Source organism: Pseudosulfitobacter pseudonitzschiae (genome assembly GCF_900129395.1).
Lineage (GTDB): Bacteria > Pseudomonadota > Alphaproteobacteria > Rhodobacterales > Rhodobacteraceae > Pseudosulfitobacter > Pseudosulfitobacter pseudonitzschiae.
Map to the genome: position 1 here is coordinate 557,134 of NZ_FQVP01000002.1, position 21,344 is coordinate 578,477.

At 63.2% G+C, this 21,344-nt stretch carries 23 protein-coding genes and 1 tRNA gene; 12 read left to right on the top strand and 12 right to left on the bottom strand.

Features of this window, described 5'->3' with window-relative positions:
* Positions 1-20 precede the first annotated feature (20 nt).
* From meaB to BUC08_RS07025, 4 genes are all read left to right on the top strand, one after another.
* The gene (meaB, locus tag BUC08_RS07010; RefSeq protein WP_037925238.1) at positions 21-1,001 is read left to right on the top strand and encodes a methylmalonyl Co-A mutase-associated GTPase MeaB; all 981 of its coding nucleotides are present in this window, start codon (positions 21-23) and stop codon (positions 999-1,001) included.
* Positions 1,002-1,157: 156 nt separating this feature from the next.
* On the top strand, positions 1,158-1,451 hold the full coding sequence (gene rpmB, locus BUC08_RS07015; protein ID WP_028954785.1) for a 50S ribosomal protein L28: 294 nt from the start codon (positions 1,158-1,160) through the stop codon (positions 1,449-1,451).
* Positions 1,452-1,580: 129 nt separating this feature from the next.
* Entirely contained in the window at positions 1,581-1,928 is a 348-nt protein-coding gene (locus BUC08_RS07020) for a hypothetical protein (RefSeq protein WP_037925241.1), read from the top strand.
* 43 nt (positions 1,929-1,971) lie between these two features.
* Positions 1,972-2,493, top strand: coding sequence for a copper chaperone PCu(A)C (locus BUC08_RS07025; protein ID WP_051694220.1), 522 nt, complete (start codon positions 1,972-1,974; stop codon positions 2,491-2,493).
* Here the strand turns inward: BUC08_RS07025 and BUC08_RS07030 are convergent.
* Complete coding sequence (locus tag BUC08_RS07030; RefSeq protein ID WP_037925243.1) at positions 2,490-3,182, bottom strand: NAD-dependent deacylase; 693 nt, start codon at positions 3,180-3,182, stop codon at positions 2,490-2,492. The genes BUC08_RS07025 and BUC08_RS07030 overlap by 4 nt on opposite strands.
* A gap of 56 nt (positions 3,183-3,238) precedes the next feature.
* Positions 3,239-4,204 carry a LysR family transcriptional regulator gene (locus BUC08_RS07035; RefSeq protein ID WP_037925617.1) on the bottom strand — a complete coding sequence of 322 codons (966 nt, stop codon included), beginning with the start codon at positions 4,202-4,204 and terminating at the stop codon, positions 3,239-3,241.
* Between the two features lie 186 nt (positions 4,205-4,390).
* On the opposite strand from BUC08_RS07035, the gene BUC08_RS07040 reads away from it, so the two are divergent.
* The 6 genes from BUC08_RS07040 (at position 4,391) to BUC08_RS07065 (ending at position 7,512) form a co-directional block, all read left to right on the top strand.
* On the top strand, positions 4,391-5,275 hold the full coding sequence (locus BUC08_RS07040; protein ID WP_037925245.1) for a carbon-nitrogen hydrolase family protein: 885 nt from the start codon (positions 4,391-4,393) through the stop codon (positions 5,273-5,275).
* Positions 5,276-5,354: 79 nt separating this feature from the next.
* Entirely contained in the window at positions 5,355-5,573 is a 219-nt protein-coding gene (gene infA, locus BUC08_RS07045; protein WP_005978431.1) for a translation initiation factor IF-1, read from the top strand.
* A gap of 7 nt (positions 5,574-5,580) precedes the next feature.
* The gene (locus BUC08_RS07050; RefSeq protein ID WP_037925247.1) at positions 5,581-6,156 is read left to right on the top strand and encodes a Maf family protein; all 576 of its coding nucleotides are present in this window, start codon (positions 5,581-5,583) and stop codon (positions 6,154-6,156) included.
* The gene (locus BUC08_RS07055; protein ID WP_037925250.1) at positions 6,153-7,175 is read left to right on the top strand and encodes a ribonuclease E/G; all 1,023 of its coding nucleotides are present in this window, start codon (positions 6,153-6,155) and stop codon (positions 7,173-7,175) included. The genes BUC08_RS07050 and BUC08_RS07055 overlap by 4 nt, the downstream gene beginning before the upstream one ends.
* The gene (locus BUC08_RS07060; protein ID WP_037925252.1) at positions 7,172-7,354 is read left to right on the top strand and encodes a DNA gyrase inhibitor YacG; all 183 of its coding nucleotides are present in this window, start codon (positions 7,172-7,174) and stop codon (positions 7,352-7,354) included. Before BUC08_RS07055 ends, BUC08_RS07060 begins: the two co-directional genes overlap by 4 nt.
* Before the next feature lie 83 nt (positions 7,355-7,437).
* Positions 7,438-7,512, top strand: a tRNA-Phe gene (locus BUC08_RS07065).
* Positions 7,513-7,732: 220 nt separating this feature from the next.
* On the opposite strand, the gene BUC08_RS07070 is transcribed toward BUC08_RS07065, so the two are convergent.
* The 9 genes from BUC08_RS07070 to BUC08_RS07110 form a co-directional block, all read right to left on the bottom strand.
* Positions 7,733-9,193: an amidohydrolase family protein gene (locus tag BUC08_RS07070; protein WP_037925254.1), complete on the bottom strand. Its 1,461-nt coding sequence runs from the start codon at positions 9,191-9,193 to the stop codon at positions 7,733-7,735.
* Entirely contained in the window at positions 9,190-10,395 is a 1,206-nt protein-coding gene (locus tag BUC08_RS07075; protein WP_037925257.1) for an amidohydrolase family protein, read from the bottom strand. Before BUC08_RS07075 ends, BUC08_RS07070 begins: the two co-directional genes overlap by 4 nt.
* Positions 10,396-10,411: 16 nt before the next feature.
* The gene (locus BUC08_RS07080; RefSeq protein ID WP_037925259.1) at positions 10,412-11,149 is read right to left on the bottom strand and encodes an aspartate/glutamate racemase family protein; all 738 of its coding nucleotides are present in this window, start codon (positions 11,147-11,149) and stop codon (positions 10,412-10,414) included.
* Complete coding sequence (locus BUC08_RS07085; RefSeq protein ID WP_037925262.1) at positions 11,146-11,781, bottom strand: flavin reductase family protein; 636 nt, start codon at positions 11,779-11,781, stop codon at positions 11,146-11,148. Before BUC08_RS07085 ends, BUC08_RS07080 begins: the two co-directional genes overlap by 4 nt.
* Before the next feature lie 5 nt (positions 11,782-11,786).
* Positions 11,787-12,824, bottom strand: coding sequence for an ABC transporter ATP-binding protein (locus BUC08_RS07090; protein ID WP_037925264.1), 1,038 nt, complete (start codon positions 12,822-12,824; stop codon positions 11,787-11,789).
* Complete coding sequence (locus tag BUC08_RS07095; RefSeq protein ID WP_037925266.1) at positions 12,821-13,786, bottom strand: ABC transporter ATP-binding protein; 966 nt, start codon at positions 13,784-13,786, stop codon at positions 12,821-12,823. Before BUC08_RS07095 ends, BUC08_RS07090 begins: the two co-directional genes overlap by 4 nt.
* 4 nt (positions 13,787-13,790) lie before the next feature.
* A complete protein-coding gene (locus BUC08_RS07100; RefSeq protein ID WP_037925268.1) occupies positions 13,791-14,714 on the bottom strand; it encodes an ABC transporter permease in 924 nt (307 codons plus the stop codon).
* Between the two features lie 11 nt (positions 14,715-14,725).
* Positions 14,726-15,712 (bottom strand): ABC transporter permease, encoded by a 987-nt coding sequence (locus BUC08_RS07105; RefSeq protein WP_037925269.1) that lies wholly within the window; start codon positions 15,710-15,712, stop codon positions 14,726-14,728.
* A gap of 62 nt (positions 15,713-15,774) precedes the next feature.
* Complete coding sequence (locus BUC08_RS07110; protein ID WP_037925271.1) at positions 15,775-17,346, bottom strand: ABC transporter substrate-binding protein; 1,572 nt, start codon at positions 17,344-17,346, stop codon at positions 15,775-15,777.
* Positions 17,347-17,546: 200 nt separating this feature from the next.
* Between BUC08_RS07110 and BUC08_RS07115 the strand changes: the two genes are divergently transcribed.
* Entirely contained in the window at positions 17,547-18,245 is a 699-nt protein-coding gene (locus BUC08_RS07115; RefSeq protein WP_037925273.1) for a GntR family transcriptional regulator, read from the top strand.
* A gap of 1 nt (position 18,246) precedes the next feature.
* Positions 18,247-19,632, top strand: coding sequence for an amidohydrolase family protein (locus BUC08_RS07120; RefSeq protein ID WP_037925275.1), 1,386 nt, complete (start codon positions 18,247-18,249; stop codon positions 19,630-19,632).
* A gap of 5 nt (positions 19,633-19,637) precedes the next feature.
* Here BUC08_RS07120 and BUC08_RS07125 read toward each other — a convergent pair whose 3' ends face one another.
* Positions 19,638-21,275: an MFS transporter gene (locus tag BUC08_RS07125; protein ID WP_037925619.1), complete on the bottom strand. Its 1,638-nt coding sequence runs from the start codon at positions 21,273-21,275 to the stop codon at positions 19,638-19,640.
* Positions 21,276-21,344: the final 69 nt, after the last annotated feature.

Sequence of the window (21,344 nt, forward strand, 5' to 3'; positions counted from 1 at the left end):
CAAGCACGAAAGGCACGCAGATGGACATCACCGACACCGCACAACGTATCATTTCGGGTGACCGCCGTGCGCTGGCCCGCGCGATCACGCTGGTAGAAAGCGGACGCGCCGATCACCGCATGCAGGCGGCTGAATTGTTGGGGGCGTTGCCCCGTGACCGGCAGGCGCTGCGCATCGGGCTGTCGGGCACGCCGGGCGTGGGCAAAAGCACCTTTATCGAAAGCTTCGGGATGATGCTGACAGGGCAGGGGCTGCGCGTGGCCGTTTTGGCGGTCGATCCATCCTCGGCGCGGTCGGGCGGGTCGATCCTGGGCGACAAGACGCGGATGGACCAGTTGGCGCGTGAACCCAAGGCATTTATTCGTCCCAGCCCCAGCCAGACCCATCTGGGCGGCGTGGCGCGGCGCACCCGTGAAGCTGTGGCTCTGTGCGAGGCGGCAGGCTTTGACGTGGTGTTGATCGAAACCGTGGGCGTGGGACAGTCGGAAACCGTGGTGGCGCAGATGGCGGATTTGTTCCTGCTGCTGCTGGCCCCTGCGGGCGGGGACGAATTGCAAGGCGTCAAGCGCGGCATCATGGAAATGGCCGATGTGATTCTGATCAACAAGGCCGACGGCGACCTGAAAGCGACCGCCACACGCACCTGTGCCGATTATGCCGGGGCGCTGCGGCTGTTGCGCAAACGTCCCCAGGACCCGGCGGGCTTTCCCAAGGCGATGATGGTTTCGGCACTGGAAGACACCGGCCTGAGCGCGGCGTGGGAGACGATGCAGGAACTGGCAGGCTGGCGGCGCGAGAACGGTTTTTTCGACAGGACCCGTGCAGAGCAAGCGCAATATTGGTTCGAACAGGACGTGCGTGCGGCACTGCTGGCGCAACTGGACGGCGCGCAGGCGCGTGCCGATATGGCGCGGCTGGGGGCCGAAGTGGCGCAGGGCCAGACCGATCCGGCACTGGCGGCGCAACAGATGCTGGCCAGCCTGGGCCACACACGGCAATGATCGCGTAATAAGGCGGTGAAACCTGCGCAATCATGCTTGACCCTTGATGCGATTCCCCCTATTGCCACCAGACGAAATTAGGGGCGCAGCTGCGAGCGGCGCTTGTTGTCGTTTCGGGGACCGCCCTGACAGCGACCAGAACAAAAGGATAATCCCATGTCGCGTCGTTGCGAACTGACCGGAAAAGGCCCCATGTCTGGCAACAATGTCAGCCACGCCAACAACAAAACACGTCGTCGGTTTCTGCCGAACCTGAACGATGTCTCGCTGCAGTCCGAAGTGCTGGGCCGCGCGATCAAATTCCGCATCTCGGCTGCCGCTCTGCGCACCGTTGACCACCGCGGTGGTCTGGACGCGTTCTTCGCCAAGGCGAAAGACGACGAGCTGTCGGCGAATGCGCTGAAAGTGAAAAAAGAAATCGCAAAAGCTCTGGCCGCCAACGCCGCCTGAAGCCTTTGAGGTTGACGAATTTGGCCCCGCCTGCATCCGCAGGCGGGGTCGTTTCGTTTGCGGTCCACGGCGTTTTGGCGCAGGGAGCGGCCCTTGTATGCCGTGGGATGGGCGGCTAATGCTGCGGCCATGACCGTTTTGCGCCATATCACCCTTTGCCTTGCGATGCTGACGCTTGTTGTCACGGCGCAGGCCTTTGCGTTGGCGCGAGGCTCGGCAGAGGTTGCGGGGCAGATGGTGCTGTGTATCGGCACCGGCTCGGTCACCGTGAATGTCGATGCCGATGGCCAGCCGGTTGGCCCGCCGCATATCTGTCCCGACGCCGCGCTGACGCTGCTGGGGCAGGACGTGATGATCGGCGCACCCCTGCGGGTTGTGGCGATCCGCCGTGCCGAATATGCCGCGCGCCATGTGCCGGTGACACGCGCGGTGTCTGCGCCCGCCTACCTGTCGCGCGGACCTCCTGTTTTGCTCTGAGCCACCCTTGTCTTTTCACGAGCAAAACAACGGATATACCCACATGAAACTGATGAAGAACCTGACCGCAGTTGCGGTTTCTACCCTTTTGTCCACAGCCGCCTTTGCCGACGGTATCCTGGTGCAGGACCCCTATGTGCGCGTCTCGCGGCCCAATGCGCCGACGGCGGCGGCGTTCATGACGCTGGTGAACGAAAGCGACAGCGACGACCGCCTGATCGAGGCGCGCAGCGAAATCGCCAAAAAGGTCGAGATGCACACACATGTCGATCAGGGCGGCGGCGTGATGGCCATGACCCAGATCGAAGACGGCATTCCCCTGGCCGCAGGGCACACACATGCGCTGGCACGCGGCGGCGATCATGTGATGATGATGGGGCTGAAACAGCCGCTGGCACAGGGTGACGAGGTGACGGTCACCCTGGTGTTCGAAAAGGCGGGCGAGGTCGAGGTGACCATACCCGTTGACAACGAGCGCAAAGCCGAAGGGGCAAGTCACGGTGCGATGGACCATTCGCAAATGGACCATTCCCAGATGGATCACGGCGCGGAAAAGACCGACTAGGCTTTCAGCAGCCCCTCGACCCATTTCGGCACCGTCTCGCTGGCGGGGCCGAAGTGGGTTTCGTCGAACTGCGATACCACCATGGACGGCTCGAGGTTCAACTCGACCGTCAGCGCACCATATGCCGCAGCGGCCTGCACAAAGCCTGCGGCGGGGTAGACATTGCCGCTGGTGCCGATGGCCGCGAAAATATCGGCCTCGCTCAGGCGCATTTCGATCTCTTCCATATAATACGGAATCTCACCGAACCAGACGATGTCGGGGCGGGCCGTGGGTTGGTAGCAAGCGGGGCAGGTCTGGCCCACCGTCATCTTCAATGTCGCCTCCCACCGGTGATCACAGGCCGCGCAGAGCGCCGAATCAAGTTGCCCGTGCATGTGCAAGACATTGGACGATCCGGCTTTTTCGTGCAGCCCGTCGACGTTCTGCGTGACGATCAACACATCGCCGGGCATCGCTGCCTCAAGCTGTGCCAGCGCCACGTGGGCCGCATTTGGCGAGGCCTCGGCCGCCTGTGCGCGGCGGGCGTTGTAAAAGTCGACAACCAGTTGCGGGTTGCGCGCGAATCCTTCCGGGGTGGCGACATCCTCGATGCGGTGCTGCGCCCACAGGCCGCCCTCATCCCGGAAGGTGCCCAATCCGCTTTCGGCAGATATGCCGGCACCTGTCAGGATCACGATTTTCGGCATGGTGGGCACCTTTCGTCTTGGGGTCGGCGCAGTCTGGAATGGCAAGGCCGCGCCGGTCAACCGTCCAGCACCCGCAAATCGCCCGCCAGCCACGGCAACTGCGCCAGTGCAGGGGTGATCATATGCGCATCGATCAGCCGCCGCATGGTCTGGGCCACGCTGGCAGGCACCTCGCCCACCCAGTCGGCCCCGGCAAACAGCGAAATCGTGCGCGCAAAGGGTTTGAACGGCAGGGTAAAGGCGTCCACCTCGTCGTGGAACCGCACCGCGCGCATGTAGCCCAGTGGCGTGGTCACGGCCCAACCGATGCGCCGCGCGACCATGGCCATCAGCGCCAGATGGCTGCCAATCTCGAATCGTTCGGGCAGGTCCAGCTTTTGCCGCGCCAGATGTGCCTCGATCAGCCGCCCGATCAGCTGGTTTTTCTCGTACCGCAGGAAAGGCAGGTTGCCCAATTGGGCCATCACATCGCCGCCCCCCTTAACCGTGCCCTTGGGCGCGACCAGAATGAACGGATCGCGCGCCAGCGGGTATTCCAAAACACCGTCCATCACCGTGCCCGCGCTGGCGGCAATCGCCAGATGCAGCTTTTTGTCCGCGATATCCTCAAGGATCTTGTGGCTGGGGGCGGTGATCAGCTTGAATTTGCAGTGGGTCAGGCTGTCGGCCAGAATCGTCACCAGACGCGGGGTCAGGTCATTGTCGAAATCGTCGATCAGCCCGATACTCAGCGTGCTGAGATGCGCCAGGTCCATCACCGCCAGCTCACTTTGTGCCAGTCGCAACTGGGCCAGCGCCGCCTCGGTCCGCCCCAGAAAGCTGTGGCCTGCGGGCGTCAGGCGCATGGGCCGTTTGCCGTGATCGATCAGATCGGTGTCCAGCGCCGTTTCCAGGTTGCGCAGCTGCTGGCTGACCGCGGGCTGGCTCAGGCCGGTGACGGCAGCGGCCTGTGCCACCGATCCGGTCGAGGCCAGCGCCTCGAACACTTCCAGCCCGCGCAGGGTGACACCTTTGCTGATCATCGCCATTGTCTCCAGTTTCCGGTTTTGTGAAACTTCAATGGCCACAGGTCAAGCGTTCATAGAACTTTTACAATTCATATCTTTGGGTTTCGTGATGTCAGGCCTGTTTTTGCATCGCCTTGCAGCGCCCTTCAAATCGCGCGACACTTCGGCCAAATCCTGTCCACACAGCCCACGGAGCACCCTATGAAGATCGCAACCGCATCCTATCCGCTGGACGTTTTCCAGACCTGGGCCGACTACGAGGGCAAGCTGACAAAATGGGTCTCCGAGGCTGCAGGGCAGGGTGCCGATCTGCTGGTGTTTCCCGAATACGGTGCGATGGAACTGGCGACTTTGGCAGGTCTGGAGGTCGCGGGCGATCTTGAGGCATCGCTGCACGCGGTGTCAGAACGGTTGCCGCAGGCCGACGCACTGCATGTAAAGCTGGCGGCAGAGTATAACGTGCATATCCTCGCGGCCTCCGCCCCCTATGTGCCTGCCGTCGGACAACGCCCCGTGAACCGCGCGCGCCTGTTCGCGCCGACGGGACAGGTGGGGGCCCAGGACAAACAGATCATGACCCGTTTCGAGGAAGAAATCTGGGACGTTGAGCCGGGCAACGCCCTTCAACTCTTTGACACGGCCCTGGGCAAGATGGGCATCCTGATCTGCTATGACAGCGAATTTCCCCTGCTGGCCCGTGCCCTGAGTGACGCCGACCTGATCCTGATCCCCTCGGTGACCGAGGCGCTGTCCGGCTATTGGCGTGTGCGCATCGGGGCCATGGCCCGCGCACTGGAAACGCAATGCGTCACGGTCATGTCCTCGGTGGTTGGTCCGGCAGATTGGTCCGAAGCGGTGGACATCAGCGTGGGTGCCGGCGGCATCTTTGGCCCGCCTGACAAGGGATTTCCCGACACCGGCGTGCTGGCAGTGGGCGAGCTAAACCAGCCCGGATGGACCTATGCCGAGGTCGATTTGCAGACCATTGCGTACGCCCGAACCGACGGTGTGGTGCTGAACCGGCGCAACTGGACACGACAAGATTCACGCAGCGATGCCGCGCTCGTGTGTAAAATGCGCGAATAGCCCTTGAAAACAGGGTCCAATCGGCGCATTTAGCCCCATGTCCGCAGAATTCAGCGGACGGATTGCATATGGAGAGACCATGGCCAAGGAAGATACGCTCGAATTTCCCGGTGTCGTGAAAGAACTTCTGCCTAATGCGACGTTCCGGGTCGAGCTTGAAAACGGCCATGAGATCATCGCACATACGGCAGGCAAGATGCGCAAAAACCGCATCCGCGTTCTGGCTGGCGACAAAGTACAGGTCGAAATGACCCCCTACGATCTGACCAAGGGTCGGATCAACTACCGTTTCAAGTAAGGCCAAAGTGGCCTTCGTACTGGGATCAGGCAGTCCGAGACGCAAAGAGCTTCTCGGACAAATCGGCGTTGTGCCGGACGCTATCCGCGCGCCGGATATCGATGAAACCCCGATGGCTGGCGAACTGCCGCGTCCCTATTGTCAGCGGATGGCCCGTGAAAAGGTTGCCGCTGTCCAGGCGGATGCGGATGACGTCGTGCTGTGCGCGGACACCACCGTGGCACTGGGCCGTCGCATCCTGGGCAAACCTGCGGATGCGGCCGAGGCGGCTGCGTTCCTGTGGGCGATGTCGGGCCGCCGCCACCGCGTGGTTACCGCCGTGGCCGTGCGCCGGGGCGACCGGTTGTGGGAACGCGATGTGGTCAGCACCGTGCGCATGAAGGTCCTGTCGAACGATGAAGTGAACGGATATCTTGCCACCGGCGACTGGCAGGGCAAGGCGGGCGGCTATGGCATCCAGGGACCGGCTGGCGCGTTGATCCCGTGGATTTCCGGGTCGTTCACCGGCATTGTCGGCCTGCCGCTGGCCGAAACCGCAGGGCTGCTGACCGCAGCCGGCGTCAAGCTCTGGGGGAGCACATGAAGGGCAATACGATCATTCTGGACCATCTGGACGGGGCCGAAGCGGCCGCGCTGATGGTTGACGGCAAGCTGCACGACCTGATCATCGACAGCGACGCCCCGCGCCCCGGCACGGTGTACCGCGCGATTGCCGACAAGCCCGTGAAAGGGCAGGGTGGCATGTTCCTGAAAACCCCGGACGGCAGCGCATTTCTGCGCCAGATCAAGGGGCTGGCGCCGGGGCAGGAGATCTTGGTGCAGGTGTCCGGCTATGCCGAGCCGGGCAAGGCGATCCCGGTGACGCAAAAGCTGCTGTTCAAAAGCCGTTATGCGATCATCACCCCCGATGCGCCGGGCCTGAACATCTCGCGGTCAATCCGCGATGAGAGCTTGCGCGATTCGCTTCTGGAAATCGCACACGAGGCGATGGATGGCCGCGACATGGGACTGATTCTGCGGTCAAGCTGCGTGGGCGCCGATGCCGACGACATCACGGACGATATTCTGGCGATGGCAGAGTTGGCCGAAACCGTGCTGGGCGATGACGGCCAGGGTGCCGAAGTTCTGAGCGAAGGCGACGGCCCGCATATCCTGGCGTGGCGCGACTGGACCGATCCTGCGGATGTGGTCACCGACGCGGGCGGTTTTGAGGCGCACAGCGTGCTGGATGCGATCGACGCGGCGCGTGGTGCTTGGGTTGACCTGGGCGGCGGTGCGTCGATGTATGTCGAGGAAACCCGCGCGCTGGTCGCTGTGGACGTGAACACCGGCAACGACGCCTCGCTGGCGGGCGGGCTGAAAGCGAACCTTGCTGCCGCCCGTGCCCTGCCCACGGCGCTGCGCGTGCGTGGCCTTGGTGGTCAGATCGTGATGGACTTGGCCCCCATGCCCAAAAAAGACCGCCGCACCTTTGAAAGCGCGCTGCGCGCCGCCCTGCGTGGCGATACGATTGAAACGGCTCTGGTGGGGTGGACCCCGCTGGGCCACATGGAACTGCAACGCAAACGCGCCCGCGCGCCATTGCCACCCGAGGCCGCATGACCTGTCCGATCTGCAAATCCGAAACTGTCCACAAATACCGCCCCTTCTGCTCGCTGCGCTGCGCCGATATCGATCTGGGCCGCTGGGCGAACGGTGACTACGCGGTGCCGTCAACCGACCCCGAAGACATCGAAAAAGCTCTGGATGCGCTGGAAGAAGAGGCGCGCAAACCGCATTGACCAGATTGCTCAAAAAGCCTCTGGACACCACGCGCCAACCCCCCTAGAAACCGCCTCACCCCGATTGCAAAGCAATCACCCGTGCCCGGGTAGCTCAGGGGTAGAGCAGTGGATTGAAAATCCTCGTGTCGGTGGTTCGATTCCGCCCCCGGGCACCACTTTCAAAGCATTGATGTGGCTTATGAATAGCCAGCTGCTGGCAATTCGTGAAGGCTGGTTTCTCGTCAGGCGCAGGTGGGGCAGAGCGGTAGCCTGCGTTGGCTTGATAAAGCCATTATTGGATACGCCTGAGACACAAACCATCAGCCATTGATCTGTCCCGATCATAGCCATGCAACGCAGGCGCATGGCACGTGGGCCTGGTTTTCCAGCAGCCTGTTAGCCCAGCAGGTAGCTGGGCGGGAAAATCTGTTCCAGGGGCGGGTGGAACAGCGTTCGGTCAGGGTATTGCGCCACCATCCTGTCAAACTGCGCTTGTGCGCGTTCGCGATCAGCCGCAGCATCGACGCCGGGAATGACCCCATCACGCATGACAAAGCGACCCGCGATCATCACGTCGGACACGTCGCGCCCTGATCCGTTCAGCAGCAGGGTCTGGATCGGGTCGATGACCTGCCCCATCTCGGGCGTATCGAACCGGATCACGTTCAGGTCTGCGGCACAGCCTGCCGCCAGCCGCCCCAGATCGGGGCGCTTCAGCGCGTCCGCACCGCCCAGCGTTGCCGCGTCGTAAAAGTCCGTTGCACGGACTGTGGTCGCATCGGCTTCGGCGATGCGCGCGGTCATCATGCCCACGGCCATGTTCTGGATCATGTCGGGGGGATGGGTGTCGGTGCCCATGCCGATGGTCACGCCCAGATCGCGGAACCGCGGAAACGACTGCATCACCTTGCCACTGCGCGCCATCACCAGCGGGCAATGCGCCAGTGCTGCGCCCGAGGCGGTCAGGATGTCGAGATCGGGGGCCTCATGGGTGATGCCATTGATGCCCGACAGAAACAGCCCATGCGGCAGGACCGTGCTGGGGGCAAAGAATTCGGTGTCGCGCAACAGCTCCAGCGGGCTTTTGCCATGCTGCTGCACGACCAGATCGTATTCCAGCCGCGACTGACAGCAATGCAGCCGGATCGGCACATCGCAATCACGCGCCAGCGCCCCGCTGCGGCGCAAAAGCTCGGGCGTGCAGGTCTCGATCCGGTCGGGGGCCAGCATCGTGCGCACCAGCCCGCCGTGGGTGTTCTCATGCCGGTCTATGAACCGCGTCGCGTCGTCCAGCCCGGCAAACCCGCGCGCGTCGTCATAGTGAAATCCGATCTTGCGGTTGGTGCCCACCACCAGGTTGCCGCTGCGATAGGCCGGACCCAGATAGACGCGCAGCCCCAGATCGGCGGCCGCGTCGGCGGCTGCATCAAACTCCGCCGCTGTCTCGCCCCAGGCCCGGTAGAACAACGAGGCGATGGGCAACGCCGTGGTGATGCCGTTGCGGATCAGGCGGGTAAAGGCATAGCGTTTCTGCCAGGCCAGTTCCTCGGGCGTATACATCTCGCGCGGGCCTGCCTGCATATAGCTTTGCGGCCAGACGCGGCCCTTGAGTTCGGGCGGGTGGTTGTCATAGCCCAGAACGGTGGTGTCCAGGTCGGACAGCGCGTCCAGATCGACAAAGCCGGGGCCGATCATCGCGTCACCAAAGTCGATGGTTTCCGCGACCTCGCCGTCAAAGCCATGGCCCGCGAACAGCACCTGCGTGCCTTCGACGACTACGGTGCCGTTTCGGAAAAGCCTGTGGCTGCCATCCACGTGGCCCACCACCCAGCGTGCGGTCAGGGCGGTGCGTTTCATGCGCTTTGCCACGGGCCAAGGGTTTCGCCGTCGCGTGCCACGATCTGCCCGCCCGAAATCACCAACCGCCGGGCGGGGCGCTGGGTTACCGCTTCGGACAGGGCGGGAACCTCGACCAGCACCAGATCGGCGCGACAGCCCACCTCCAACCCGTAACCGTCCAGCTCCATCACGCGTGCACCGTCGGTGGTGCAGGTGTCCAGCGCCCAGGCGACCTCGACGTCGGCGCGGAAATTGTTGCGCAGGCCGACCAACATGGCGCGTTCCAACATGCAGGCGTTGCCATAGGGGGTCCACGTGTCTCGGATGCCGTCATTGCCCGCACAGATGGCGATGCCCCGTTCACGGCAGGCTGCAACCGATGGCACGGGCCGGGACGCGGGTGCGGTGGTGGCCAGCGATACGCCAAGCGCCGCGATCCGGTCCAGTTGCGCGTTGACCCGGGCCGTGTCGTTCATGCCAAGGCAAAAGGCGTGGCTGACCGTGACTTTGCCCTGCATCGCCAGCGCCTGGGTCCGGTCCAGGATCATGTCCAGGCTGAAAGCGCCCAACTCGCCCGCTTCGTGCAGGTGGATGTCGACCGGTTTGCCGTGTTTCTCTGCCAGCCCAAAGATGGCGTCGAGCTGTCCCTTTGGGTCGCGGTCGATGCCACAAGGGTCCAGCCCGCCGACAATGTCGGCCCCGTCGCGCAGGGCCTGATCCATCAACTCGACCGTACCGGGGCGGATCATCATGCCCGATTGCGGAAAGGCCACGATTTCGATCTGCATGACATCGGCAAAGCGGGCGCGGGTTTCGGCCACGCCCTCGAACATCTTCAGCCCGTGGTCGGTGTCGATGTCCACGTGACTGCGGATGGCGGTCGTCCCCTTGGACAGCGCCAGCGTGACCTGCCGCGCGGACTGGCGGGCGGCGTCCATGTCCAACTCGTGCCGCAAGCTGCGTTCGGTGTCGATCATCTGTTGCAGGCTTTTGCCCTGGGCGTGCGGATGCCAGGGCATACCCCACAGCGTCTTGTCCAGGTGCGCATGGGCGTCGACCAGACCGGGCAGGGCAATCGCGCCCGCGCATTGTTCCACGGTGTCGCCGTCCTGCGCGGGTATCTCGCCCGCAATTCGTGTGATGCGCCCCCCCTCGATCAGCACGTCCACAGGGTCAGCCCCCATCAGGCGCAGGGTCTTCAAAAGCAAACGTTTGGTCATGTGCGTCTCCTGTGGGTCACGTGAGCGTGGCAGCGGCACGATGGCCTGCTGCAAGCGGTTTCAGGCGGGGCAACGCATAGGCGCCGGTCTTGCTGGTCATCAGCCCGGTGCCCGCCAGCCCCGCGGCCATGCGGATGGCAAAGCCCACGCCGTCGATGACGGGCACACCGGCGTCGCAGCTCAGCAGTTCGAGATGGGCGCTCATACCCGCGCAACCCAGCACAACCGCCTCGGCACCGTCCTGTTCGACTGCCTGCCGGATCTTGGCCGCGATCAGGGGCAGGACCCGGTCGGGGTCGGTTTCCAGGTCCAGCACCGGAATGTCGGCGGCATGAACACGGCGCAGGCTGCGCCCGCAGCCGTAGCGACCTGCCAGATCCTCGATGATCGGCACGGCGCGGGGCAGGGTTGTGACGACCGAGAACCGCTTGGCCACCCGTCCGGCAGCGATCAGCGCCGCCTCGCACAGACCCACCACCGGACCGCTGGCCACCGCGCGGGCCGCGTCCAGGCCCGGATCGTCAAAACAGGCGATGACATGGGCCGACGCTCCCTGACGCTCGGCCTCGAGGATCGCATCCAGCATCGCGGGCACGGCGCGCGCCTCGTCGGCATAGCCTTCGATGCTGGCGGGGGTGCCGCGTGCGGTCACGGCCATCACCTCGATGCCCGGACCGGACAGCGCCCGCGCGGTGCGCGCGATGGCGTCGGTCATCTCGCGGGTCGAGTTGGGATTGACCAGCAAAACTTTCATGAGGGGATTTTCCTTTTGATGCCGACAGGAGGCTGCGCGGGGGCTTTCAGCTCGAACTGCCGGTCGGAGGTGATGTAATTGTCGGCGTGCAGCCGCGCGATGGGCTGATAGGTCTCGGGGTTCACGTAACGCCCCGCGGCATCCAGACAGGCGTCGCGCACGTGCATCTGGACCACTTCGCCCAGGATGATCACGCGCCGTTCGTAGCGGATGGTATCGGCCACCTTGCATTCCATCGCGCAGGGGCTTTCCGCGATCCAGCCGCCCTTGATCTGCGTCGCCGGGTTCATTGTCAGACCCGCGGTCGCAATCTCGTCCACATCCGGCGCATAGCTGATGCCGCAGACGGTCATCGCCTCGGCCAGCGCCATGTCCACCATGTTCACGCAGAACGACCCGCTGGCGTCGATGTTGGTCACGGTGTCCTTGACGGTGCCATCGGGCCGCGTCTGGATGCCCAGGATCAGGATTGGCGGCTCTTGCGAGAACACGTTGAAAAAGCTCATCGGGGCCGCATTCGCCACCCCGTCTGCCGACAACGTCGTGACCAGCGCGATGGGGCGCGGGGCGACAAAGTTGGACAGCAACCGATAGCGGTCCTGTTCGGGAAGTGCCGTAAAATCAAATTCCATCGTGTCTACTCCGCTGCCATGCGTGTCCAGGACGGCAACCGCCCTGCGTCTGCCGCATGACAGGCAGAGTGCGCACCACCGGCTCTGACTTTCAACTCGGGCGACACCGTGCGACAGGTCTCGTTGGCCAGCGGGCAGCGCGGGTGAAAGCTGCACCCCGAAGGCGGCGAGATGGGATTGGGCACTTCGCCCGACACAGGCGCACGCTCGATGCCGCCGACGGTCAGCTTGGGCACGGTTCCCATCAGCAGCCGCGTATAGGGATGCTGCGGGTTCTCGAAAATCTGCTCTTTCGGGCCGACCTCGACGATCTTGCCCAGATACATCACCGCCAGAACGTCGGCCATGTACCACACCACCGCCAGATCGTGGCTGATAAAGATGTAACTCATGCCGAATTCGTCCTGAAGGTCCTTCATCAGGTTCAGGATCTGACTTTGCACGCTGACATCCAGCGCCGAGGTCGGCTCGTCACAGATCAGCAGTTCGGGCCGTGTGGTCAGGGCGCGGGCAATCGACAGACGCTGACGCTGGCCGCCCGAAAATTCGTGCGGAAACTTCTTGGCGTCGGCGGCATTCAGGCCCACCTGCACCAGCAGTTTCTCCACCTCTTGCGTAACTTCGGCGCGGGTCTTGCAAATGCCGAAATTCTTCAGCGGCTCGCCGATGATCTCGCGCACCCGCCAGCGCGGGTTGAGCGAGGCAAAGGGGTCCTGAAAAATCATCTGCATCCGGCGGCGCAATGCAGGCGGTTTGCCGGGAGCCATGTGCGTGATGTCGCTGTCCTCGAACCGTATGGTGCCGGCGCTGGGTGTGTGCAAACCCATCAACAGGCGCGCAACGGTGGATTTGCCGCAGCCGGATTCACCCACCACGGCAAAGGTCTTGCCGCGCGGCACGTCAAAGCTGATTTCGTCCACGGCGGTCAGGATGCGCCTGGGGCGGCGCTCCAGCAGGCGGTTCAGGAACGGTTCGGATATGTCGAAACGCTTGGAAACCTTGCGGACACTCAGGATGTCGGGGCTTTGTGCTTGATCGTTCATTGGGCCTCTCCGAACAGGTGACAGGCAACCTGACCGCTGCCTGCGTCCACAGGAATGGGGCGCAGGGTGCGGCAGGTGTCGATGGCTTGAGGACAACGCGGCGCAAAGGCGCAGCCGGGGGCGGGGTTGCGCAGACCGGGCATCGCGCCTTCGATTTGGGTCAGGCGGGCGTCGCGGTTGCCGATCTGCGGAATCGAGTTCATCAGCCCCTTGGTATAGGGGTGCAACGGGTCCTGAATGACCTGCGCCACATCCCCGATCTCGACCAGCCGGCCCGCATACATCACGGCCACGCGGTCGGCAGTTTCGGCAATCACGCCCATATCGTGGGTGACCAGAATCACGGCCGTGCCGTTCTCGCGGCACAGGCGTTTCAACAAAGCCAGAATCTGCGCCTGCACGCTGACATCCAGCGCGGTGGTCGGCTCGTCCGCAATAATCAGTTTCGGTTCGGCACACAGGGCCAAGGCAATGACGACCCGCTGGCGCATCCCGCCGGAAAACTGGTGCGGGTACTGATCCAGCCGGGCCTCGGGGGCGGGAATGCCCACTTCGGCCAGCCAGTCGATGGCGCGCTTGCGGGCGGCTTTGTGATCCAGCCCCAGATGCACGCGCATCGTGTCGATCAACTGTTCGCCCACAGTGTAAACCGGATTGAGGCTCGTCAGCGGGTCCTGAAAAATCGCCCCGATCTCCTTGCCCCGGATGCGGCGCATTTTTTCGGGTGCGAGGTTGTCGATCCGCTGCCCACGCAGGCGCACCTGGCCCGACCGGATCAGTCCGGGCGGCTCGATCAGGCCGGTGATCGCGGCGCCGGTGATGGACTTGCCCGCGCCACTTTCGCCCACCAGCCCAAGGATCTGTCCTTCGTTCAGCTCAAGGCTCAGCCCTTTGACGGCCTCAAGCGGGCCACGGCGGGTGGGGAATTCCACGACGATATTGTCGAGTTCTAGAAGGGTCATGGGGTCACCTCAGTTTCGGGTTAAGCGCGTCGCGCAGCCAGTCGCCCAGCAGGTTCACGGCCAGCACCAGCACGGCCAGCGCCACGGCGGGAAAGACGACGACCCACCAGATGCCGGAAAACAGGAATTCGTTGCCGATCTGGATCAGCGTGCCCAGCGACGGTTGGGTGGGCGGCATGCCGACCCCCAGGAAGCTTAGCGTCGCTTCGGTCAGCACCGCCATGCCAAGGTTGATGGTGGCGATCACCAGAACCGGCCCCAGCACGTTGGGCAGGATGTGCCGCACCATGATGGCCACCGATCCGGTGCCAAGGGTGCGGGCCGCTTCGATGTATTCCTTGCGCCGCTCTACCATGGTCGAACCGCGCACGGTGCGTGCATATTGCACCCAGTTGGTCAGGCCGATCGACAGGATCAGCACGATCAGCGCCGAATCCGCCTGCGCCGATTGTGGCAGCGCACCACGCAGAACGCCGTTGATCAGCAGCGCCACAAGGATCGGCGGAAAGCTGAGCAGAACATCGGCGATGCGCATCAGCACCGCATCGACGATCCCGCCCAGAAAGCCGCCCAGCAGCCCCAGCGTGACACCCAGCACGGCGGCCAGGATCACGCTGGCAAAGCCAACGACCAGCGAAATACGCATCCCGTACATGATCGACGACAGCACGTCGCGCGCCTGCGTGTCGGTGCCCAGCAGATAGGCGGGGTTGCCGCCCTCGGCCCATGCGGGGGGCAGTTCGCTGTCGAACAGGCTCAGCTCGGCAATATCAAAGGGGTTTTGCGGTGCCAGATGGGGTGCGAAGATTGCCGCCAGAAACATCGCCAGCAACAGCAGCGTCGAGATCACCGCGACCCGCGACTTGCGGAAGCTATAGGCGATGTCGCTGTCCCAGGCGGAATAGAGCATTGGCATGAAAGTGGACATAGGGGGTCTCCTCAGACGCCGCGCGCGGTCGATTTCTCGACGCGCAGGCGGGGATCAACGACGTGGTACAAAAGGTCGACGATGGTGTTGATGACAACGAACAGGAACGACACCAGCACCAGATAGGCGGCCATCACCGGCACGTCGGAAAAGTTCACCGCCTGAATGAACAAAAAGCCCATGCCCGGCCACTGGAACACCGTCTCGGTGATGATGGCAAAGGCGATCAGCCCGCCCAGTTGCAGGCCGAAAATGGTCATCACCGGGATCAGCGTGTTCTTCAGCGCGTATTTGAAATGCAGCATCCGGTTGGGCATGCCGCGTGCGCGGGCAAATTTGATATAGTCGGCACGCAGCACCTCAAGCATCTCGGCACGCACCAGCCGCATGATCAGGGTCATCTGGAACAACGCCAGCATGATCGACGGCAGGATCAGCGCCTTGAGACCTGACAGCGTCAGAAAGCCGGTGGTCCAGCCGCCAAGGTCCACAACCTCGCCGCGTCCGAAACTGGGCAGCCAACCCAGCGTGACGGAAAACAGCAGGATCAACAGGATGCCGGTGACGAATGTGGGCACAGAGATTCCCAACAGCGACACGACCTGCAACCCCTGGCTGATCCAGCCGCGCGGGTTCAGCGCGGTGTAGATTCCCAAGGGGATACCCAACGCAAGCGCCAGGCTTGCCGCGACCAGCACCAGTTCGGCCGTTGCGGGAAAACGTTCGGCCAGCAGGTCGGACACTGGCCGGTTGTTGCGGTAACTCTGGCCAAAGTCGCCCTGGGCCGCGTTCGTGATGAACCGTCCGTACTGCACCACGAAGGGGTCGTTCAGCCCAATCTTTTCACGCAGGTCCGCGCGTTCTTCGACCGTTGCATCTTCGGGCAACAGGTTCGAGATCGGGTCACCCAGAAAGCGGAACATCAAAAAGGCAATTGACGCAACAACCAGCATCACAAGGGCGGCTTGGACGATGCGTCTGAGAAGAAAGGCGAACATGGCGGCCTCCGGCAGGAATGGGGGAAGGCGGCGGGCGCACGCATGCACCCACCACGAAGGGGTCAGTCGATCCGCGCAAGCCACAGGCGCGCTTTGTCGTCGCCGGTTTGCGGAATGCTCACACCATCACGCGCGGCCCAAGACAGCGGCTGTGCATGCAGCGGCAGCCATGCAACGTCGTTTTTGGCAATGGCAAAGGCCTCGACCATCATCGCCAGACGCTTGTCCGCATCCAGCTCAACCGCCACGGCTTCGGTCAGGCGATCCACTTCGGCGTTGGAATAGCCGCCGGGGTTCCAGGTGCCCATCTGCCCGCCGGGTGTGTGCAGCATGGCCGACAGCACCGAATAGCCGTCCAGCATCGGCAGCGTGGCCCAACCCAGCATGAACATATCCGTCTCGTTGGCGCGGGCATGTTCGAAATGGATCGCCTTGGTTTCGGCGGTCAGGTCCGCCTTGACGCCGACACGTGCGAACATCGCGGCCAGCGCCTGACAGATCGCCGCGTCGTTGACGTAGCTGTCGTTGGGGCAGTTCATGTTAAAGCTGAAGCCGTCCGCATAGCCCGCATCGGCCAGCATCTGCTTGGCCAGTTCGGGATCATAGGCGGGGATTTCATCGTTCGCGTCGTCAAAGCCGGGAACTTGCGGGGCGACAAGCGTGCCCAGATTGCGGGATTTGCCGCGCATGATCTTGTCCCGTAGCAGGTCATAGCTGATCGCATGGACCAATGCCTGACGCACCTCGACCTTTTTCAGCGGATTGCCCTCGGTGCTGGCATTGTTCAACTGATCGCCCAGGTTAAAGCCCATCATGATCGCGCGCAGGCCGGGCGCCTCGAGCACGTGCATCCCAGGAGTTGCCTCGATGCGTTTTGAATCCTGCAATGGCGACGGCACGATCATGTCCAACTCGCCCGACAGCATCGCCGCCACGCGGGTGGCGTCCGAGTTGATCGGGTTCAGTTCGATGCGGGTGATGTTGTGCTGGGGCGTGTCCCACCAACCTTCGTTGACCTCCAGCACGGTCTGCGCGTCCGGGGTGCGCGACACAAAACGGAACGGCCCGGTGCCGTTGGCATGCGAGGTGGTATAGCCCTCTTCGCCCTTCTGCGCGTCGATGGGGTCCAGCGCGTTGTTTTCTTCCAGCCAGCCCGCGTCAAAGATCAGGATGTTGGTCAGAAAGTTGTTCAGCAACGGGTTTGGCCCGTCCAGCAGCAGATCGACGGTCATGTCGTCCACCATCTTGGCCCCGACAAGACCCGCGATGTTGCCGCGAATGGGGGAATCTTCATGTGCGGCACGGTTGACCGAGGCAACGACATCCTCGGCGGTCAGGTCCTGACCGTCATGGAACTTGACCCCTTCGCGCAGGTGATAGCGTACGGTCGTTTCGTCAATCTGTTCCCAGCTTGTGGCCAGCGCAGGCTCGATCTTCAGGTCCGCGTCATAGCGCACCAGCGCCTCGTAGATGTGGTTCAGGAACGACACGGTAAAGCTGTCGGTCATGGAATGGGGGTCAAGGCCGTAAAGGTCGCCATTGGTGCCAAGGCGGAAGGTTTCGGCCTGCGCCGCGCCGCCAAGGGCCAGCGACAGCGCCGTGGTTGCGGTCAGCAAGAGTTTGCGTGGTGTCATGTTGGTATCCCTGTTTTCGGTTCATTGGGCCGGCAAAAGCGGCTTGCACGTGGATGACGACGGGAAGCTGACATGATTCGCAATTTACGTCTACAATTATTGTTAACAATTTATGACGACATTAATTGCTTGCATCTGTCTGCCTAATTTTGCGACAATTGAGATCGGGCCTGTTGCCCGGTCCAAGCCAAGGAGGCGAGATGTCGGACGCTCCCAAACTGACGGAACAGCAGATCTATGAACGGATCTGGAAATCGATTGCCGAACGCCGTTTGCCGCCGGGCACCCGCCTGAAAGAAGAGCGCCTGTGCGAGATTTTCGGCGTCAGCCGTCCGCGCATCCGCCGGGCGCTGGACCAATTGGCCCATGACGGGCTGGTCTGCCACATTCCCAATCGCGGGGCCTTTGTGTCGACGCCGTCCGTGGACGAAGCACGCGATGTGTTCTTCACCCGCCGCGTGGTCGAGCGGGGCGTGATCGAAGCGTTGAAAGACAACGTCAGCGACGACACGTTGTCTGCCCTCAAGGGCCACATAGAGCAGGAACGCCAGGCGTTGCGGGACGGTGATACGTCGCAGACCATTCGGCTGTCGGGGGCCTTTCACATGCTTCTGGCCGAACTGTCCGCATCGCCGCTGCTGGCGGATATCCTGCGCGATCTGGTGTCCAAAAGCACTTTGGTCACGGCGGTGTTTCAACCAAAATGCGACACCCAATGCGGCCCGGATGAACATGCCTCTATCGTCGATGCGCTGGCGCAGGGCGACTTTGAGACCGCCAAAAGCGCAATGGATGCACACCTGCTGGAAGCGGAACACACCCTGCAACTGGAAGCTTCGGGGGATGGCCAGCCGTTCCCGACCGATGTTCTGGGCGCAGCCCTGACCGAGGATACCTGAGTTGACCACCACTGCCATCACCGGAACCACTGCCATCACCATGGACGCCGCGCGCCGGGTCATCGAAAACGCGACGATTGTCTTTGCCGATGACCGTATCACCGCCGTTGGCGCGGCGGACGATGTGACCATTCCCGACGGCGCCGAGATCATCGACGGCACAGGCACGTTGACGTTGCCGGGGCTGATCGACAGCCACGCCCACGCAGGCCACGGACTGACCCGCAATCTGGGCGCGCGGGCAGGGGGCGACGCATGGTTTCAAGCCTGCGAAGACCTTTATACGCGCGGATCAACTGCCGGTTTCTGGCAGGCCGAGGCGCGTTTGTCCGCGCTGGAACGGCTCAAGGCGGGGATCACCACCTGTACCATTTTGCTGGGCGGCGGGGCGGACCACTATCGCACCGAAACGCGCGAGGCGGGTGATCTGCATTGCGCCGCCACCCGCGAGGCGGGCCTGCGCACCATGTTGGCCGCCGGTGTAAACCGGGCACCTTTCCCCAAGACCTACCGCAGCCTTGACCAGTCGCGCGAGATAACCCTGTCCTTCGACGAGCAACTGGCGGTCTGCGCGGAACTGGCCGGGGCGCATAACGACCTGTTGGGCGCGGGCACGGGCGTGTGCCTGATCATGCCGGTCTATCAACCGGACGAAGTGGCCGAAGACCCGCAAACCCTCCGCCGGATGTGCCGCGACGTGATGGACCTGCGCGAAAAGGCGGGGCTGCTCTTTACACAAGACGGGCACCGCAACGGCTCGATCGAACTGGCCGAAACGCTGGAGATCATCGGCCCGTGGTCCTATCTCTCCCACTCGGTCGACCTGACCGAGGGCGACATGGCCGCCGCCAGGCGCAGCGGCACCTCGATCGTTCACAACCCGTCGGCGATCATGTCGGTCTATGGCCGGTGCCCCGCGCCGGAACTGCGCGACATGGGCGTGAACGTGGCACTGGGATCGGACGCTGCCGCACCGGATCGCGGCTATGACATGTTCCGCCATATGGCGCAGTGCCTGCATTACCATCGCCGCCATTTCCGCGACCCCGACGTGATGATGCCGATTGACGTGCTGGAAATGTGCACCATCGACGCTGCGCGTGCCATCGGGCTGGCGGATGACCTGGGGTCGCTCGAAACGGGCAAAAAGGCCGATATCATCATGCTGGACCGCGAACAGGCGCATTTGTATCCGCCGATCATGCCGCTGACGGCCGCCGCGCAATTCGCAAATGCGGGCGACGTGGACACGGTGATCGTCAACGGCAAGATCCGCATGCGCCACCGCAAGACCGATCTGGACGAGCGTGCAATCCTGACATCGGCCGCGCAGGAACTGACCGATGCCATCGCGCGCTGTGGGCTGGAGCATCTGTTGGAGGAATGAGGTGTTCAGGCCTCTGACAGGCTCTCGTCGTCCTTTTGCATCATGTCGTCGCGCAGCGGTACGGTCTGGCGCTCGATCATCCGGTGAACCGCCGGCGATCCCTCGCCGCGGTGCAACACCCTCAGACGGTCTGACAGGGCGGCGTCCGCGTTGGTGCGCCGCTCGTTATGTCGTACATATTCGCCCCAGGTTGGTACATGATAGCTTTCGCTCCAGTGCTCGGGCTGGTGCAGATCGCGCAACAGCGCCCATTGCTGTGCCCCGTCCCGGATGCGCACACGCCGTCGCAGGCTCATCGCGGCCAGGAACTCGGGCACGTCTTCCTGTGCGATTTCATAGTCGACCATGACCATCACCGGACCGCTGCGATAGTTCAGGTCAAACCGTGTCGCGGGCTCCTTGAAGCGGTTCAGCGGGCCAAGGTCCAGGCCGTTGAACTCGGGCAGGGGCAGGGGATAGCCGATCAGCGCCCCGACAGCCAACAGGCCCGCGGCCCCCAACAAGGCCACCTCTGCCGATCCCGACTGTTCCGCGATGGCACCCCAGATCAAGCTGCCTGCGGCCATGCCACCGAATGTGCCGGTCTGGTACAGGGCGATCACCCGCCCCACGACCCAGCGCGGCGTCGACAGCTGGATGGTGACGTTGAACATGGACAAGGCCAGCACCCAGGCAGCCCCCGCCAACATCAGCGCGGCCCCCGACAGAACCGTGTTTGTGCTGAAGGCCAGGACGACGCAGCTGGCGCCGAACCCGACAAAGCCGCCGCGCGCGATGATCTCGTTGCTGAACCGGTTGCGCAGGCGCGCGTTGGACAGGGCGCCGGCCACGGCCCCCATCCCGAAACACCCCAGCATGACACCGTAGACAAAGGCGGTGGCATGCAGGGTTTCGCGAACCACCACCGGCAACAGGGCCAGCAGGGCGATGGCCGACAGGCCGAACCAGAACCCGCGCAGGATCACGCGCAACAGGTTTGGCGACATTGCCACATACCGCAGGCCGGCGGCAAAGGCGCTGCCCATGGGTTCCCGGGGCAGGTGCGTGTCGCGGGCAGGCGCCTGCCAGCGCAGCAAGGCGAGGATGATGGCGACGTAGCTCAGCGCATTGACGGCGAATGCGGCGGCCGCACCCGCAATGGCCACGATCGCACCGCCCGCAGCCGGGCCGATGCTGCGCATCAGGTTAAAGCCCATGCTGTTCAGCGACACCGCCGAGGGCAGCTCCTCGCGCGAGACGATGTCACCCATGGTCGCCTGCCATGAGGGGTTGTGCAGGGCTGTGCCGCACCCGATCAGAAAGGTGAATCCCAGCAACAGCCAGGGCGACAACCAACCTTCAAACGCCATGAATGTCAGGATGATAGAGACGAAGAACATGAAAGCCTGGGCAACCAGCATGACGCGGCGGCGGTCAAAGTTGTCGGCAAAAACCCCCGCCAAAAGCGAGAAAATCATGATCGGCAGCGCAACAGACCCCTGTACCAGCGCCACCATATTCTGTGAATCCGACAGCGAAGTCATCAGCCACGCCGCGCCCACCGCCTGAACAAGTCCACCAAAGTTCGAGGCCAGTGCCGAAATCCACAATGACCGGAAGGTCTGATTTCGGAACAGGATTAGGGGAGAAACTTGATCTGGCACTTTGGCAGCCTCTTGTTCACATGCCGTTTCTGGCATGCTTCACGACTGAGTTATAGCCAATCGTGCCAA